Annotated in this window: 18 protein-coding genes; 3 read left to right on the forward strand and 15 right to left on the reverse strand. The window is 70.0% G+C overall.

Annotated features, from left to right (window positions below):
• Positions 1 to 83: 83 nt before the first annotated feature.
• Complete coding sequence (locus tag AB3K92_RS03760) at positions 84 to 359, reverse strand: hypothetical protein (RefSeq protein ID WP_369464469.1); 276 nt, start codon at positions 357 to 359, stop codon at positions 84 to 86.
• Positions 360 to 470: 111 nt separating this feature from the next.
• On the opposite strand from AB3K92_RS03760, the gene AB3K92_RS03765 reads away from it, so the two are divergent.
• Positions 471 to 1,721 carry a phosphatidylserine decarboxylase family protein gene (locus AB3K92_RS03765; protein WP_369464638.1) on the forward strand — a complete coding sequence of 417 codons (1,251 nt, stop codon included), beginning with the start codon at positions 471 to 473 and terminating at the stop codon, positions 1,719 to 1,721.
• An 18-nt stretch (positions 1,722 to 1,739) separates the two neighbouring features.
• Here AB3K92_RS03765 and AB3K92_RS03770 read toward each other — a convergent pair whose 3' ends face one another.
• The 5 genes from AB3K92_RS03770 to AB3K92_RS03790 all read right to left on the reverse strand — a co-directional run bounded on the left by AB3K92_RS03770 (position 1,740) and on the right by AB3K92_RS03790 (position 4,289).
• Complete coding sequence (locus AB3K92_RS03770) at positions 1,740 to 1,985, reverse strand: hypothetical protein (RefSeq protein ID WP_021164227.1); 246 nt, start codon at positions 1,983 to 1,985, stop codon at positions 1,740 to 1,742.
• A gap of 262 nt (positions 1,986 to 2,247) precedes the next feature.
• Complete coding sequence (locus AB3K92_RS03775) at positions 2,248 to 2,580, reverse strand: DUF1488 domain-containing protein (RefSeq protein WP_059648541.1); 333 nt, start codon at positions 2,578 to 2,580, stop codon at positions 2,248 to 2,250.
• Positions 2,581 to 2,584: 4 nt separating this feature from the next.
• Positions 2,585 to 3,133 (reverse strand): type 1 glutamine amidotransferase domain-containing protein, encoded by a 549-nt coding sequence (locus AB3K92_RS03780; protein WP_059524495.1) that lies wholly within the window; start codon positions 3,131 to 3,133, stop codon positions 2,585 to 2,587.
• Between the two features lie 258 nt (positions 3,134 to 3,391).
• A complete protein-coding gene (locus AB3K92_RS03785; RefSeq protein ID WP_042978352.1) occupies positions 3,392 to 3,757 on the reverse strand; it encodes a hypothetical protein in 366 nt (121 codons plus the stop codon).
• Between the two features lie 85 nt (positions 3,758 to 3,842).
• A complete protein-coding gene (locus AB3K92_RS03790) occupies positions 3,843 to 4,289 on the reverse strand; it encodes a hypothetical protein (RefSeq protein ID WP_175925481.1) in 447 nt (148 codons plus the stop codon).
• 173 nt (positions 4,290 to 4,462) lie between these two features.
• Here AB3K92_RS03790 and AB3K92_RS03795 point away from each other — a divergent pair, with 173 nt between their 5' ends.
• Both AB3K92_RS03795 and AB3K92_RS03800 read left to right on the forward strand, forming a co-directional pair.
• Positions 4,463 to 4,819 (forward strand): DUF3175 domain-containing protein, encoded by a 357-nt coding sequence (locus AB3K92_RS03795; RefSeq protein ID WP_059707821.1) that lies wholly within the window; start codon positions 4,463 to 4,465, stop codon positions 4,817 to 4,819.
• A gap of 42 nt (positions 4,820 to 4,861) precedes the next feature.
• Positions 4,862 to 6,181 (forward strand): cation:proton antiporter, encoded by a 1,320-nt coding sequence (locus tag AB3K92_RS03800; RefSeq protein WP_369464470.1) that lies wholly within the window; start codon positions 4,862 to 4,864, stop codon positions 6,179 to 6,181.
• Positions 6,182 to 6,186: 5 nt separating this feature from the next.
• Here the strand turns inward: AB3K92_RS03800 and ligD are convergent, their stop codons facing one another.
• The 9 genes from ligD to AB3K92_RS03845 form a co-directional block, all read right to left on the reverse strand.
• Positions 6,187 to 9,000: a DNA ligase D gene (ligD, locus tag AB3K92_RS03805; RefSeq protein ID WP_369464471.1), complete on the reverse strand. Its 2,814-nt coding sequence runs from the start codon at positions 8,998 to 9,000 to the stop codon at positions 6,187 to 6,189.
• Positions 9,001 to 9,022: 22 nt separating this feature from the next.
• Complete coding sequence (locus AB3K92_RS03810; RefSeq protein WP_369464472.1) at positions 9,023 to 10,093, reverse strand: Ku protein; 1,071 nt, start codon at positions 10,091 to 10,093, stop codon at positions 9,023 to 9,025.
• Positions 10,094 to 10,130: 37 nt separating this feature from the next.
• On the reverse strand, positions 10,131 to 10,634 hold the full coding sequence (locus tag AB3K92_RS03815) for a DUF421 domain-containing protein (RefSeq protein ID WP_021161221.1): 504 nt from the start codon (positions 10,632 to 10,634) through the stop codon (positions 10,131 to 10,133).
• Positions 10,635 to 10,646: 12 nt separating this feature from the next.
• Positions 10,647 to 12,752, reverse strand: coding sequence for a catalase HPII (gene katE, locus AB3K92_RS03820; protein ID WP_369464473.1), 2,106 nt, complete (start codon positions 12,750 to 12,752; stop codon positions 10,647 to 10,649).
• Positions 12,753 to 12,879: 127 nt separating this feature from the next.
• Positions 12,880 to 13,266: a DUF3022 domain-containing protein gene (locus AB3K92_RS03825; RefSeq protein WP_048028564.1), complete on the reverse strand. Its 387-nt coding sequence runs from the start codon at positions 13,264 to 13,266 to the stop codon at positions 12,880 to 12,882.
• The gene (locus tag AB3K92_RS03830) at positions 13,263 to 13,424 is read right to left on the reverse strand and encodes a DUF1328 domain-containing protein (RefSeq protein ID WP_021161224.1); all 162 of its coding nucleotides are present in this window, start codon (positions 13,422 to 13,424) and stop codon (positions 13,263 to 13,265) included. The genes AB3K92_RS03825 and AB3K92_RS03830 overlap by 4 nt, the downstream gene beginning before the upstream one ends.
• A 46-nt stretch (positions 13,425 to 13,470) precedes the next feature.
• Positions 13,471 to 13,659: a DUF3008 family protein gene (locus AB3K92_RS03835; protein WP_021161225.1), complete on the reverse strand. Its 189-nt coding sequence runs from the start codon at positions 13,657 to 13,659 to the stop codon at positions 13,471 to 13,473.
• Between the two features lie 92 nt (positions 13,660 to 13,751).
• Positions 13,752 to 15,185: an RNA polymerase factor sigma-54 gene (gene rpoN, locus AB3K92_RS03840; RefSeq protein WP_369464474.1), complete on the reverse strand. Its 1,434-nt coding sequence runs from the start codon at positions 15,183 to 15,185 to the stop codon at positions 13,752 to 13,754.
• A 251-nt stretch (positions 15,186 to 15,436) separates the two neighbouring features.
• Entirely contained in the window at positions 15,437 to 15,751 is a 315-nt protein-coding gene (locus AB3K92_RS03845; protein ID WP_021161227.1) for a hypothetical protein, read from the reverse strand.
• Positions 15,752 to 15,766: the final 15 nt, after the last annotated feature.

Below are 15,766 nucleotides of genomic sequence, written 5' to 3' on the forward strand. Positions count from 1 at the left end.
TCGTACCTCGCACGCCGGCGATCGTCGATCCAATCGACCGAACGTCGGCGATCTTGCGCAAGTGCCCAAGCGCGATTGCCCCGTCACGACCACTCTTCGGGCGGTATCGCCCCGCCGTCGTCCTCCCATAGCGGGTTGCCCTTCCTGTCGCCGTCGCGCGCGGCAACGGGCCCGCTCGTCCCGCTTGCGCCACCTGAGCCACCCGCGCCGCGCCCGGCCGGTCGACGCGTGTCGCGCGACGCCGCCTTGGCCGGCCGCACGCGTGTACGCGTCGGCGTCACCGTGTGCTGTTCGCCGCCGTGCCGCGCGCCCGTCTCCTTCGTCTTGTTCGCCTGTCGTGCATTCGAAGCCGCGTTCATCCTCGTCTCCCGTGTAAAAAAACGGACGAACGATCGCCGCAATTTCGGTGCCGCCGCCGGGCAAGCATCTTGCTGATCACGGTCATGACCAACCGACGTCCGGAGGAAGCGATGCCGACCGACCGCAACCCGCCGCCCGCCACGCGCCATCGGCTCGGCGAATGGATGGCGCGCGAAGAAGCCCACATGGCCGCGTTCCGCGAACGGATCGCGGCGGAGGCCCGCGCCCACGCCGGCGACCGCTTGCGCACGCCCGCCGTGCAGGCCCTCGCGCGGCTGTTCGACGACCACGCCGTCCTGCGCATGAGCCTGACCCGCGCGATCGACGAGGCGCTCGACGCGGGCCTGCGGCTCGGCTACGCGTCGATCGGCGACCTGATGACAGTGCTCGATCACCTGATGACCTATACGCCCCCTTTCAGCGAAGCGAGCCTGATCGTGTGCCCGATCAACGCATTCCTCGACTGGCCGATGTGCATGCCGTCGGGCCATGCGGTGTTTCGCGACGCGACCGTCAACGCGCACCTGAAGTGCGTGCTGAACGTGTGGTGCGACTTCCTCGGCGGCCCGCATTCGCGCACGCATCTCGACACGTCGGCGCCCGACGGCTGGTTCTGCGACGCGGCGCGCAAGCGCCTCGGGCTGTCGCAGTTCCAGTATCGCGACGACCAGCCGCACCTGGGCTTCGACTCGTGGAACGACTTCTTCACGCGACGCTTTCGCGATGGCGCGCGCCCGGTCGAGGCACCCGACGATCCGCACGTGATCGTCAGCGCATGCGAGGCCGCGCCGTACCACACCGAATCGAAGTTGAAGCTGCGCGACACGTTCTGGATCAAGGCACAGCCGTACTCGTTGCGCGACCTCTTCACGCCCGCATGGCTGGCGCTCGCCGAGCGGTTCGTCGGCGGCGACATCTACCAGGCCTACCTGAGTGCGTACAACTACCATCGCTGGCATGCACCGGTGCGCGGCGTCGTCACGCACGCGTACCGTGTCGACGGAACCTACTACTCGGTCGCGGAGGCGGAAGGCACCGACCCGGCCGGGCTGAACGACTCGCAGGGTTACATGACGGCCGTCGCCACGCGCGCGGTGGTCGCGCTCTCCTGCGACGATCCCGGCATCGGCACCGTGGCGGCCGTGTTCGTCGGGATGGGCGACGTGTCGTCGTGCGTGATCGACGTCGTGCCGGGGCAGCGCGTCGACAAGGGCGACGAGATCGGCTACTTCCAGTTCGGCGGGTCGACGTACTGCCTGCTGTTCGAAGCCGGCGTGATCGACCGCTTCCTGCCCGCGCCGCCGTTCGACAGCCGGACACCGGTCGTCCAGGTCAACGCGGGCGTCGCGATCGCGCGGTGAACGGCGCGGCGCCGTGCATCACGCGTCGTTCATGTCACTCAGGTCAGTCACGTCGGTCGCGACCCCGTCATGCCGCTGCACGCACTTCAGAACCGACAAGCCGCCGGCCGTCAACACGGGCCGACGCTCGCCGGACGCGTCGTCGCGCTGCATCACGATCAGTTGTTGCTCGACGAGGGCGACGACGTCGTCGCGGTCGATCTGGATCTGCTCCGGTGCGTGATGCACCAGGAACAGCACGGCAAATTCATGGGCGGTCAGCATGCTCGTTCCCCGTCTGCGGCTACGTGCGATACGACGAACGGTCGCATCGGCATGCGGCGCGAATCGTGCGCCGGCAACCGGTCGTTCATGCAGGGAACATGCCAGCCGACACGACGCGAACCGCCCCGCGCGCTCGGCACGCAGCGCGATGTGGCACCGGGCGATGCCTGCGACGCGCGGCAAAGTTTTCAACGGCGTGTAATGCGGGCGGCCGGATCGCCGGATGCGGGGCGGAACGACGCTTCGGGAAGCGCGACGGGAGTCAGGACTTCTCCGGCCCAAACAGCCCGGCCCGCGCCCGACCGCCCGGCGCACGGAAATAACCGCTATGCAGCACCACGTCCGCCCCGCCGCCGTCGGCCAGCACCTCCGCGCACGCGGCCTCGATGCGCGCACGGCCGCGTTCGAACGCATCGCGCAGGTCGGCTTCCAGCGCGGACTGCGCGCCGAAATGGTCTTCCAGCGCCTCGACCGTGATCGCACAGGTTTGCGGCACGCCATCGACGTCGACGACGAAACTCAACTGCAGCGCCGCTCCGTCGAACACGGGCGGCGTGTCGGTCAGCGTCACGCGGCGGGCGGCATCGGCCGGCATCGGCTTACGCCCCCCGCGACGCGAGGCGCTCGACCAGCGCGCCGTTGAACGCGGGCAGGTCGGCGGGCTTGCGGCTCGTGATCAGGTTGCCGTCGCGCACGACCTCCTCGTCGACCCACTTGCCGCCCGCGTGACGGATATCGTCCTGCAGGCTCGGCCAGCTCGTCATCGTACGGCCTTCCACGAGCCCGGCCGACACGAGCAGCCAGCCGCCGTGGCAGATCGCCGCGATCGGCTTGCCGGCGCCGACGGCCGCCGTCACGAATTCGCGCGCCGCCGGCAGCATCCGGATCGCGTCGCCGTTCACGACGCCGCCAGGCAGCACGACCGCGTCGTAATCGCCTTCGCGCGCATCGTCGAACGTGCGGTCGACCTTCACGCGCCCGCCCTTGTCGACGTGCCGGAAACCTTGGATCTCGCCGCGCTTCTGCGAAATCACGTCGACCTGCGCGCCCTCGGCCGAGAGCGCGCGCTGCGGCTCGACGAGTTCGGCTTCCTCGAATCCGTCGACCGCGAGGATGGCCACCTTGCAATGCTCCAGCCTGCCGCTCATGTATGTCTCCTTCGGATGGGCGGCACACGTCGTGCCGCATCGGTCGTCCCGCAATCGGCGTGCCGGCTGCCGGGCGCGCTGCACCTGCACGCGCAGGGTCGCACCCGCTCGCATCGCGACCCCGGCCGGGGAACGACCCGCGATCGCATCGAGGCCGGCACGCGCATGCGCCCGGCCGGCCCGTTCGACGTCGCCGCGCGCCCGGCTGCAAAGATTTCAACGGGATGTAATCCGATGCGGCACGTCGGCCCGCATCGATTACTGCAGGTGCCGCGCCGCATCGAGCATCGCGTCGGTCAGTTCGATCGTCAGCGTCAGGTTTTCGTCGGTGTCGGGCAACTGCTCGAGCGTCTGCTGCACGGCCTCGTGCAGCATCGCGTGCACGCGCGTGCGTGCGCCGTCGTCGAGATCGGCGTAATGCTCCATCGTGTCGCAGTCGAGCGCGAGCACGACCGAATACCGTGCTGCCTCTGGCGGTGCCTCGAGCGCATTCGCCCACGCCGCATGGAACATGACCCTGCCCGTCGCGACGTCGACATGAACCGTCGTATCGAGATCATCCACGTCGACCGCCTCGCCGTCGATCTCGTCGTTCTCCAGCCAAATCCGGGAATTCGATTGCATGATGTCCTCCTGCGTGGTGGCCGCGCGCCCGTCCCGGGAAACCGCGCCGCCATCGCGCCGCGCCGGCCGCGCCGGCACGACACCGTCAATAACCGCTCGAACCCGCGCTGCCGGCCCCGCCGCCGCCGGTGCCCGTCGACCCCGGCGAGCCGCCGTTGCCGGCGCCCGTGCCACCTGTGCCACCTGTGCCGCCCGCGCCACCCATGCCGCCCGTGCCGCCGCCAGCACCGCTCCCGCCCGCGCCTGCGCCGTTGGGGCCGCCGCCCGGCTTCACGTGGTCGGCCGCGCCGCCGTGCGAGCGCATGCCGTGCGTCGCGCCGTGCCGCTGCGTGCGGGCCGGCGGGGGCGGCGCAGCCGTGTTGCCGTTGGTGCCCGGTGTCGACATGTCCATCGACGGAATGGGCGCGCCCGTCCCTTCATCGGGGCGCTGCGAATTCTGCGCCCATGCGGCCGGCGCGGCCGCGACGATCGCGACGGCGGCACCGGCGAGCACGCGCCGCGCGACACACTTCGATTCGAATGCTGGCTTCATGACGTTTTCTCCCTGGTGATGATTCCTTAACGGGCATGCCTGCTCGTTCCGTTTCGCAACGCCCTTCCAGCAATGCCCATGCCGACGTCCGCACACGCCCGCGGCGCGGCACGCGGATTGCGTCGCCCGTCTCCGCAGGACCATCCCTCGACCCCAACACGGAGCCCCGTCACATGCCTCACGCTTCTGCTTCCCACGCACACGGCAAGCGCCTCACGCGCCGTCCCGGCCGCGCCCGCAGCGCCGATCCGGCACACCGCAAGCGCTGGTCCGGCGAAGTCACGCAACGAAGCGATGCACTCGACATCGAGCCCGACATCTTCAAGTCCGACGATCCGGCGGCGATCGCCGCGTCGCTGAAGCGTTCGGCCGAACACAGCCGCCGCCGCAAGGCGTCGCCGTTCCAGTCGGCGATGTCGATGCTGAACTTCTACGTGAACCGCGCGGGCCGCAATCTGCCGAAAACGCGCCGCACGACACTCGAACGCGCGAAACGCAAACTGCGCGAGGCATTCGGCCGCAAGCCCTGACCTGTTGCGCGTCCGCCTTCCCCGCCCGCCGCGAGCCCGCGCATGCATGAGACGCTCTGGTACCTGATCATCGGCGCGGTGCTGCTGGGCATGGGCGTCGCGACGTCCGCGCTGCGCCACCTGCCGTGCAGCACCGCGATGATCTATCTCGTGCTCGGCGTCGCGCTCGGCCCGGCCGGCGCCGGCCTGCTGCATCTCGACCTCGAACGCGACGCGCCGCTGCTGCGTGAAATCGTCGAAATCGCGCTGCTCGTGTCGCTGTTCGCGATCGGGCTGCGGCTGCGCGTGCCGCTGACCGACCGGCTGTGGCTCGTGCCGTGCCGCCTCGGCTTGCTCGCGATGATCGTCACCGTGCCGCTGCTCGCCGCGTGCGCGATACTCGCGCTCGGGCTCGGCTGGGGCCCGGCGCTGCTGCTCGCGGCGATCCTCGCACCGACCGACCCCGTGCTCGCGCACGACGTGCAGGTGCACGACCCGGGCGATCGCGATCTCGTGCGCTTCGCGCTGTCCGGCGAAGGCGGGTTGAACGACGGCATCGCGTTGCCGTTCGCGCTCGCGGGGCTCGCACTGTGCGGCACGCGCGAAGCGACCTACGGGCTCGCGCCGCTGTCCGGTGCGTTCGCGCTCGTCGCGCTGTGGGGCATCGCGGGCGCGGCAGCGATCGGCGGCGCCCTCGGCTGGGTGACGACGAAACTGATCGGCTGGCTGCGCACCCAGTACGCGCAGGCGCTCGGCCTCGAAGGCTTCTTCGCGCTCGCGCTGATCGTGCTGTCGTTCGGCGCCGCGCAGCTCGCGCATACGTTCGGCTTCATCGCGACGTTCGCGGCCGGTGTCGCGATGCGCCGCGTCGAACACCGTGCGAGCGGCGACCGCAAGCCACGCGAAGTGATCGGCCAGATCGATTCGGAAGACGTCGTCGCCACCGAGAAGCATCCGGAGAAAGCGCACGCGTTCATGACCGAATCGGTGCTCGGCTTCACGATCGAACTCGAACGGATCGCGGAAGCCGTCGTGATGACGATGGTCGGCAGCGTGCTCGCGACGCTGCCGGGCCCGCTGCTCACTTGGGGGGCGGCCGCGCTGGCCGCCGTGCTGTTCGTCGTCGTGCGACCGCTCGCGGTGCTGGTCACGCTCGCCGGTTCGCGTGCGACGCAGGCGCAGCGTCGGCTGATGGCCTGGTTCGGCATTCGCGGGATCGGCTCGTTCTACTACCTGCTGTTCGCGATCGAGCACGCGCCGTCCGGCGCGGTGCGCTCGCTGGCGGCACCGGTGCTGGCCGTCGTGTCGGCGTCGGTGATCGCGCACGGGATCTCCGCGACGCCGCTGATGAACTGGTATCACCGGCTGCAGCATCGGCGCTGACGGGTTCACGTCGGCGCCCCGAGCCGCGCACGCATCGACGCCGTGATGCGCTGGCGCGTGTGCGCGTAGCCTTCCCACGGATCGCGTTTCAGCGCGTCGAGCCGTGCGCGGAGCGTGTCGATCGTCCATTGCGCGCCGCCCGTCGTAGCGGGCACCTCGTCCCACTCGAGCGGCACCGACACGCCCATGCCGGGCCGCGCACGCACCGAGTACGCGGCGATCGTGCTCGCGCCGCGGCCGTTGCGCAGGTAGTCGACGAAGATCCTGCCGCGCCGGTGGCGCGGCCCCATCGTCGCGGTAAAGCGCTCGGGCAGCGTAGCGGCGACGTGCTGCGCGACCGCGCGGGAGAAGTCCTTCACGTCGTCCCAGCCCGCATGCCGCGTGAGCGGCACGACGACATGCAGCCCCTTGCCGCCGCTCGTCTTGCAGAACGACACGAGCCCCAGTTCGTCGAGCAGCCCGCGCACGATCTGCGCGGCGTCGATCATCGCGCGCCACGGCAGCGCCGGATCGGGATCGAGGTCGAACACGATCCGGTCGGGCCGCTCGATGTTCGACGCGTGCGCGTTCCACGTGTGCAGCTCGATCGTGCCCATCTGCGCGGCGCCGAGCAGCGCGTCGACGCTGTCGATCGACAGCAGCGGGCCGTGGCCGGGATCGAGTCCCTCGAGCTGCTTGACGAACGGGATTTCGCGGCGCTCCGCATGCTTCTGGAAGAACAGTTCGCCGGCGATGTCGCCCGGCGCGCGCACGAGCGACACGGGCCGGCCTTTCAGGTCGGGCAGCAGCCACGGCGCGACCCACAACCAGTAATGCGCGAGGTCGATCTTGCGCGTGCCGCTGCGCGGGTCGAGCACGCGATCGGGATGCGTGATGCGCACGCGGCCGACATGATCGACGCCGGGTTCGCCGTGCGCGTGGCCGGTGGACGCATGCGATCGTGCGCGCGGCCGGCGGTCGTGACCGGTATCGGTATGCGGTGCATGCGGGTGGTTGTCATGCGGGTTGCCGTGCGCTGCGTGGGGTTCGTCCATCGTCGTCTCCGATTCGGTATGGCGCGGCACTTCGCGGACGATCTGCCGCGCCGGCTTGTCTTCGCGCAGCGCGATGAACGACGCCTGCCGCACGATCCCGTCGCCCGTCCATTCCGCGAATTCGCATTCGGCGACGAGCGTCGGCTCGACCCAGTGCACGCGTGTACGCGACCGTTCGCGCGGCGGCGGGTCGAACGGCGTCGTGTCGCGCTCATGCCTGCGCAGCATCGCCGCGAGCCGGTCGAGCAGGCGCGTGTCGAACCCGGTGCCGACGCGGCCGACATAGCGCAACGGCGGCGTGCCGCGTGACCGCTTGCCGCCCGCGTCCGGCGCATGGACGCCGAGCAGCAGCGCGCCGAACCCGTGCCGGCTGCCCGACGGCTCGGTGTAGCCGCCGATCACGAACTCCTGCCGCCGCCGGCATTTCAGCTTGATCCACGCGGGCGAGCGGCCGCCGCGATAACGCGACTCCGCGCGCTTGCCGATCAACCCTTCGAGCCCCGTGTCGCACGCGTGCGCGATCAGCGGCACGACGTCGTCGCCGAGATCGGGTGAAAAACGCAGCCGGGACGGATCGCTGCCGGCGAGCAGCGGTTCGAGCAGCGCGCGACGCGCGGCGAGCGGTACGTCGCGCAGGTCGTATCCGTCGAGAAACGGCAGGTCGAACACGAACAGCGTCACCGCGTCCGAGCGGCCCGCGCCGAGCGCGTTCTGCAGCGCCTGGAAATCGGGCAGGCCGTTCTCGCCGAGCACGACGGCCTCGCCGTCGAGCCATGCGTTGTCGACTTCGAGCGCGGCGAGCGCATCGCGCGGCGCGCGCAGCTTCGCGGTCCAGTCGCGACCTTCGCGCGTCATCAGCGTGACGTGCCGCCGCGCGCCGCGACCCGCGATCCGCGCGAGGATCCGGTAACCGTCGAATTTCACTTCGTAGCGCCAGTCGCCGTGCGCGGGCGGCGCATCGACCAGCGTCGCGAGTTGCGGCGCGACGCGCTCGGGCAACGCCGCACGCACGGCGCCGTCCACGTGCGACAGGTCGGCCGACGGCCTGCCCGGGTCGTCGTGCGGCGCGTCGCTCATGTCTGGCGCATTGCCGTGGCCGCGCCGCGCGGCACGCGCAGGGGGCGGCTTGTCGCCGTTCCCCTTCGTGCGCGCGGCCTGCGTGTGCCCGTCATGCACGCTGCCGGGCCGCTGCGCGACGACATCGAATGCCGCCGCATCGCGCGCGTCGTCGTCGCGTTCCTTGATCAGCAGCCATTGCTCCTGGCGCCCCTGCTGCCGCCCGCTGCGCACCAGCGCCCAGCCGCCGTGCAGCTTCGCGCCGTCGAGCCGGAACGTCAGCTTGCCGGCACGGTAGCCCGCGCGTGCCTGCGCGACGCCGCCGTCGGGCGTCCACGTTCCTTCGTCCCACACGACGACCGAGCCCGCCCCGTAATGTCCGGCCGGAATCTCGCCTTCGAACGACGCGTATTCGAGCGGATGATCCTCGACGTGCACGGCCAGCCGTTTCACCGCCGGATCGACGCTCGGCCCTTTCGGCACGGCCCACGATTTCAGCGTGCCGTCGAGCTCGAGACGGAAGTCGTAGTGCAGCCGCCTCGCGTGGTGTTCCTGGATCACGAAGCGCAGCGGCCGGGCCGTGCGCGCGGACGTTCCCGCCTGCCGCGACTGCCGCGACTTCCTCGCGTCCGCCTCGGCGGGTGCGCGCCGCCGCCCGTGCGCGCCCTCGGGTTCCGGCGTCGCATCGAAGCGGCGTTTGCGGCGATAGGGGTCGAGTTTCGCGGCCATCGCGTCGTTCTCCGTTGCGCGATCATGCGGCGTGCTTGCGGCGCGCGGCGATCTTCTTCGCCGGGTGCGCCACGGCCGTGCCGTGCTTCGCGGCCGCGCGTTTTGCGGGCGCCTTCGCGGTGCCCTTCTCGGCCCCCTTCTCGGCCCCCTTCGCGGCAGCCTTCTCAGCCCCCCTCGCGCCTCCTTTCGCCGGTGCTTTCGCAGCCGGTTTGCGCCGCGCGCCGGCGGCACGCGAAGATGCCGGCGCCCCGGCATCCGCCTCGTCGCCCGCTTCGTCGCCCGCATCGGCTGCCCGCGCACTGCCGCCCTTCAGGCTGCGTTTCAGCAATTCGGTCAGGTCGACCACGTTGGACGCCGCGCGCCCCGTCTGCGCGGGCCGGTCCTCGATCTCCTCGATCCGGCCCGCGCGCACCTTGCGCTCGACCAGATCGAGGATGTCGTCGCGAAACGTGTCGTGATACTCGTCCGGCGTCCACGAACCCGACATGTCGTCGATCAGCTTCTTCGCCATCGCGAGTTCGCGCGCACTGACGCCCGCGCGCTTCGCATCGCCAGCCGGCACCGACAGTTCGTCGAGCGGGCGCAGCTCCTCCTGCCAGCGCAGCGTGTCGAGCGCGAGCAGCGGCCCGACCGGGATCAGCGCGCCGAGATGCTGACGGTCGCGCATCACGACGTGCGCGATGCCGATCTTGCCGCTGTCCTTCAGCGCATCGCGCAGCAGCGCGTAGACCTTTTCGCCCTTGCGGTCCGGCACGAGGTAATACGGCGTGTCGAGATACAGGAACGACACCGCGCCTTCGTCGACGAACGTGACGATGTCGACCGTCTGCGTCGATTCGGGGTTCGCCGCGCGGATCTCGTCGTCGGTCAGCACGACATAACGCTCCTTCTCGTACTCGTAGCCGCGCACGATGTCCTCGCGCGTGACTTCCCTGCCGGTGCGCTTGTTGATCTGCCGGTAGCCGACCGGGTCCATCGAGCGCCTGTCGAGCAGCCGGAACGACGGCTTCACGGTACGCGTGGCCGGGAACAGCTGCACGGGCACGTGAACGAGCCCGAAGCTGATCGCGCCTTTCCAGATCATCCGTGCCATCGAGGTCCTCCTTGCGGCGTGTGTGGTCCGGCGAACGTCACGGCCTGCGGCAGCGGCTGCGCCGCACGATGCTGACGTGGCCGTTGCGCTCCAGGATCGCCGCGTCGACGTCCGACAGGTCGGTCGCGCCGAGCGCCTGCCGCACGCTTTCGCGGATGTCGGTCGGCGTGAGCAGCGCGGCGCGCATCTGCGCGTCGTCGAAGCGGCCGTTGCGATACACCTCGCGCTCGACGCCCACCAGCAGCCGCTCGAGCCGGCGCGAGCGCACGCAGGCCCAGCCGATCGCGCGATGCAGCAGCGCGATCGCGAACGACGCCGCGACGGTCGCCACGAACGGCGACGCACCGACCACCGCGCGGCTCAGGATCGCGCCGAGCAGGATCCCGACCACGTAGTCGAACGGCGAACGCTGGCCGAACGCGCGCCGCCCCGCGATGCGGATCAGCACGAGCGCGACCAGGGACACGACGATCGCGCGCAGCGCCATCTGCCCGGGGCCGAGCATCCGGCCCTGTCCGAACAGCGCGACGACGATGTCCATGATCGCGCGGCGCTAGGCCGGCAACTCGGCGGCCTGCTGCTCGCGCGCCCACACGCGATGGTGGCCGAGGTGGTCGGACAGCGTATTCAGGATCGCGTCGAGATCGACGGCCTGCCCGACGCACACGCCTTCGGCCGGGTCCGGCAGATGCGCGGCGCTCAGCAGTTGCCGCCCCGACCCGACGGCCGCGATCGGCTTCAGGTGCTTGAACGCCTCGCGCACGAAATGCCGCGCGTCGGCGCAGTGCGCGAGGTCGCGGCCATCGCCGTCGCCGCCGCACACGAACACCGCGTCGAACATCACCGACGGCATGCCGGCCAGCGTCGCCTGCGGCACGATGCTGCCGATCGGCGCGAGCGTCGGCGCGACGATCGTCGGCACCGCATGCGCGGCCTGCAGCGCGTCGCGCACCTGCTCGACGAGCGCCTGGCTCGCACCCGGCGTCGCGATCAGCGCAATCTTGCGCGAGCGGATGCCGGGCTTCGAGCGGCCGATCAGGCTCAGCGCGGGCGAGCGCTCCGCGACGGCAGGCGTCGCGCCCGCATGCGGTGCGGGCAGCCCGAGCCGTTCGGCGACCTGCGCGGCCAGCCCCGCGTCGAAGCGCGCGATGATGTCGTTGACCACCCGCTCGCGAATCCGCGGCTGCGTCACCTTGCCCAGCTCGAAGCAGTACGCGTCGCGGATATGCCGTTGCTCGATCTCCGTCATGCTCTGGTAGAACAGCGCGGCCTGCGAGAAATGATCGGCGAACGATTCGCTTCGCACGCGTACCTTCTCGCCTTCGAGCGGCTCGTGCACGGTCTCGAAGCCGCCGCCCGACGGCGCCGGCGGGGTCTCGCGCGGCCAGCCGCCGCTCGTCGAATTCGGTTCGTAGGACGCCTGCCCGACGTTGATCGTCTGCCGGTGCATCGCATCGCGCTGGTTGTTCGCGAACGGGCACACCGGCCGGTTGATCGGGATCTCGTGGAAGTTCGGGCCGCCGAGCCGGCTCAGCTGCGTATCCGTGTACGAGAACAGGCGCCCCTGCAACAACGGGTCGTTCGTGAAATCGATGCCCGGCACCACATGGCCCGGGTGAAACGCGACCTGCTCGGTTTCCGCGAAGAAGTTGTCGGGATTGCGGTTCAGCGTCATCCGGCCGATCGGCCGCACCGGCACGCGCTCTTCCGGCACGAGCTTGGTCGGGTCGAGCAGGTCGAAGTCGAACTGGCCCGCATCGGCCGGATCGATCATCTGCACGCCAAGCTCGAACTCCGGATAGTCGCCGCGCTCGATCGCCATCCACAGGTCACGCCGGTTGAAATCCGGATCGTGGCCGGCAATCCGCTGCGCCTCGTCCCACAGCAGCGAATACGCGCCGCTCACGGGCCGCCAGTGGAATTTCACGAAACGCTCGGCGCCGTCCGCGTTCACGAAGCGGAACGTATGCACGCCGAAGCCGTCCATCGCGCGAAAGCTCGCGGGCAACGCGCGGTCCGACATCAGCCACAGCACCATGTGAGTGGCCTCCGGCACCAGCGACACGAAATCCCAGAACGTGTCGTGCGCGGACGCGCCGGTCGGCATCTCGTTCGGTGCCTCGGGCTTCACCGCATGCACGAAGTCGGGAAACTTGATCGCGTCCTGGATGAAGAACACCGGCATGTTGTTGCCGACGAGGTCGTAGTTGCCCTCTTCCGTATAGAACTTCACCGCGAAGCCGCGTACGTCGCGCACCGTGTCCGCCGAACCGCGCGGGCCCTGCACCGTCGAGAAGCGCACGTACACCGGCGTTTCGGCGGCTGGGTCCTGCAGGAACGCGGCCTTCGTGAAGTCGGCCATCGGTTCGTAGACGCGAAACACGCCATGCGCGGCCGAGCCGCGCGCGTGCACCACGCGCTCCGGAATGCGCTCGTGATCGAAGTGCGTGATCTTCTCGCGCATGATGAAGTCTTCGAGCAGCGACGGGCCGCGCGTACCGCCGCGCAGCGTGTTCTGGTTGTCGGCGATCCGCACGCCCTGATTGGTGCGCAACGCTTCGTGGTCGGGCCGCGAACGGTGTTCGTCGAGCTGGCGCGACTTCGCGCTGTCGGTCGACTGCGCGGGCGCGGTCTTGCCGGCTGATGTGGAACGGGTCATCGAAAGATCCTCGTGGCATTCGGGTGGGCAGCCGCCACGCAAACCGCCGCGCCGCGGCGCGGGCATGCGGACGGCAGCGAAAACCGGTACGACGGGCGCGATCGCGCCCGCGATGCCGGCTGTGAAATCAGGGCGCGGCCAGCGCCGCGTCGAATTCGGCGCGTGTCACGTCGAGCGTCACGCTGCACTCGATCGCGGCATCCTCGACGCGCGGCTTGCGTTCGTCCACCGCGCGCCGCGCGCGGTCGCACAACCGCGTGCGCACGCGCAGCCGGTCGGCCGCGTCGAGCAATGCATAGCGATCGACGACGTCGGGATCGAACCGCAGGTCGACCGCGCAACGCCATTCGCGTGCGTCCTCGTCGGACGGCACACGCACCCACGACACCTGGATCGTCAGGCCGCCGGATGCGTCGTCCGCATGCACGACGACGGTCGACTGCGACGGAAAGCCGATCGCGAGCGCGTGTTCGAGTTCGGCCACGCGCTGCGACCGGTCGGGCGCGGCACTCATCGTCGCACGACGCCCAGCAGCAGCGTGACCAGGAAGATCACGACGAAGATGTAGAACAGGATCTTCGCGATCTCGGCCGCGCCGGCCGCGATGCCGCCGAAGCCGAACACGGCGGCGACGAGCGCGATGATGAAGAAGATGATGGCGTATCGAAGCATGGAACCCTCCTGGATGACAGCGGTCGTCACCAAACGTCGTCGTCGGTCACGCATCGTGCTTGTGTTTCGGTTTGCCGCGCACGGGCGTGGCAGCCATTTTCTCGAGCTCTTTCTCGCTCATCGACTCGGCCATCGACTTCGCCGGCGGTTTGAGATCCTTCATCTTCGTTTCACCGCGCTTGGCCGACAGCGCCGCGCCTGCGGCACGCTGCTGCGCCTGGGATTTTGCTGGCATGGTTGCACTCCTGTCGTGGGTGGATGCGCGGGCCGACACGACGGGCGGCGCCGCGCGCGGTTGAAGATCGGTTCGGCGGGCAAGCCGTCACGTCACACGGCATCGCGACGCCGCAGGTCGGCCGCGGGAATCTTCATCGCCTGCCGATACTTCGTCACCGTACGACGCGCAAGAAGAATGCCGCGGCCCGCGAGGTTCTCCGTGAGCGCGACGTCGGACAGCGGCTCGGTTTGCCGCTCGGCCGCGATCATGTCGCGGATCAGCACCTTCGCCGCCGACGCCGAGCACACGCCCTTGCCGGCCGCCTCGAGCTTGCGCGGGAAGAAATGCTTGAACTCGAACGTGCCGTGCGGCGTGGCCATGTACTTGTTGCCCGTCGCGCGCGACACCGTCGATTCATGCAGGTCGAGCGCTTCCGCGATGTCGCGCAGCACGAGCGGCTTCATCGCGATCTCGCCGTAACGAAAGAAATCGCGTTGCCGCTCGACGATGCATTCGCCCACGCGCTGGATGGTGTCGAAGCGCTTCTGCACGTTGCGTATCAGCCAGCGCGCTTCCTGCAGCTGCTGGCCGAGCGGCGAATCGCGCTCGCCGCTCGACTGCGCGAACAGCGTCGCGTAGCGCTCGTGCAGGCGCGCGCGCGGCAGCACGGCCGGATTGATCGTCACGATCCATTCGTCGCGTACCTGGCGCACGATCACGTCGGGCACCACGTAGTCGCCGCGCGTGCTGCCGTAGTGATTGCCGGGGCGCGGGTCGAGCCCGCGCACCAGCGCGCAGGCGGCGTGCATCGTCTGCGCGTTGCAGCCGAGACGCCGCTGGATCTCCGCCGTCTCGCGGCGGGCGAGCCGTTCGAGATGCTCGTGCGCGATCGCCTTCGCTTCCGCGAGCGCCGGCGTACCGGCCGGAATCGCGTCGAGCTGCAGCACCAGGCATTCGGACAGCGAACGCGCCGCGATGCCCGGGCGGTCGAGCATCTGCACGAGCCGCAGCGCGATCGCGAGATCCTGCTCCGACAGCAGCAGCGCCGGATCGGCCGCGGCCCGCAGCTCGGCGAGCTCCTGGCGCAGATAACCGTCGTCGTCGAGCGCGTCGATCACGATGCGCGCGGCCTCGCGATCGTGCCTGTTCAACGGATACAGCCTGAGCGCGTCGTGCAGCTGCTGATGCAGCGACGGTTCGGCGGCGATCCATTCACCCGGCGACAGGCCGTCTGCATCGTCGCCCTGGCGGTTCGTGCCGCGCGGCGCGGGTGCCGCCGTCAGCGGCACCTCGCCGTCGGGCGGCCGGACATCCTCGGGCTCGGGCGCCGCTTCGGGCGCGGCCGCTTCCGCCGGCTGCTCCGGCGCGCCGTCGGCGGCTTCCTCGTCGCCCGGGCCGTCTTCGAGAAACGGGTTCATGTCGAGCGCCTGCCGCAATTCCTGTTGAAATTCGAGCGAGGACAACTGCAGCAGCCGCAGCGACTGCTGAAGCCTCGGCGTAAGTGCCAGATGCTGTCGCATCTGCAACGCAAGCGAGACGGGCATCGAAAGCCTCCTGATTGTTCGGTTCGCGGTAGGTCGTCTACACGACTTACGCAGCTTTCGTGCCAATCTGGCGAAGCGCGTCGCCTCGCGGTTCTCGCGGGTTCGCACCCCGCTTCGTCGCTGGCCCGGGCCGCTTTTTTACAAGCCCGCGGCAAGTTTGGGGCACGCAATTCGCTCGTCCGGAAGGGCGTCCGGAGGTGCCCCGAACGCCCTCGCCTGCCTGCCGTGCGTGATGCGCGGAAAACGCCCGATCAGTACTGCATCGGCGGCGGCGTGCCCGGCAACGGCCGGTCGCCCTGCGCGCCGTTCGGCCCCGGCGGCGGCACGTCGGCCGGTTCGCCGCCGGCCGCGCCCTGCGGCATCATGTTGCCCGGCGACGGACGCGTGTCGTAGCGCGTATTCGCGTCCGGCATCGTCGTGGTCGACTGCGCGCCGCGGCCATCCGGCGGTGCGGGCGGCGCCCCGCGCGCCCCGTAGGGGCCGTTCGTCGGTTGCGTGCAGGCAGCGAGCGCGCACGCGGCGGCGAACGCAAGGGCGCCCGCGCGTATCGTCTGGATCGTGTTCATCGAATACCTCCGTCG

This window comes from Burkholderia sp. Bmkn7, assembly GCF_041103175.1.
Lineage (GTDB): Bacteria > Pseudomonadota > Gammaproteobacteria > Burkholderiales > Burkholderiaceae > Burkholderia > Burkholderia cepacia.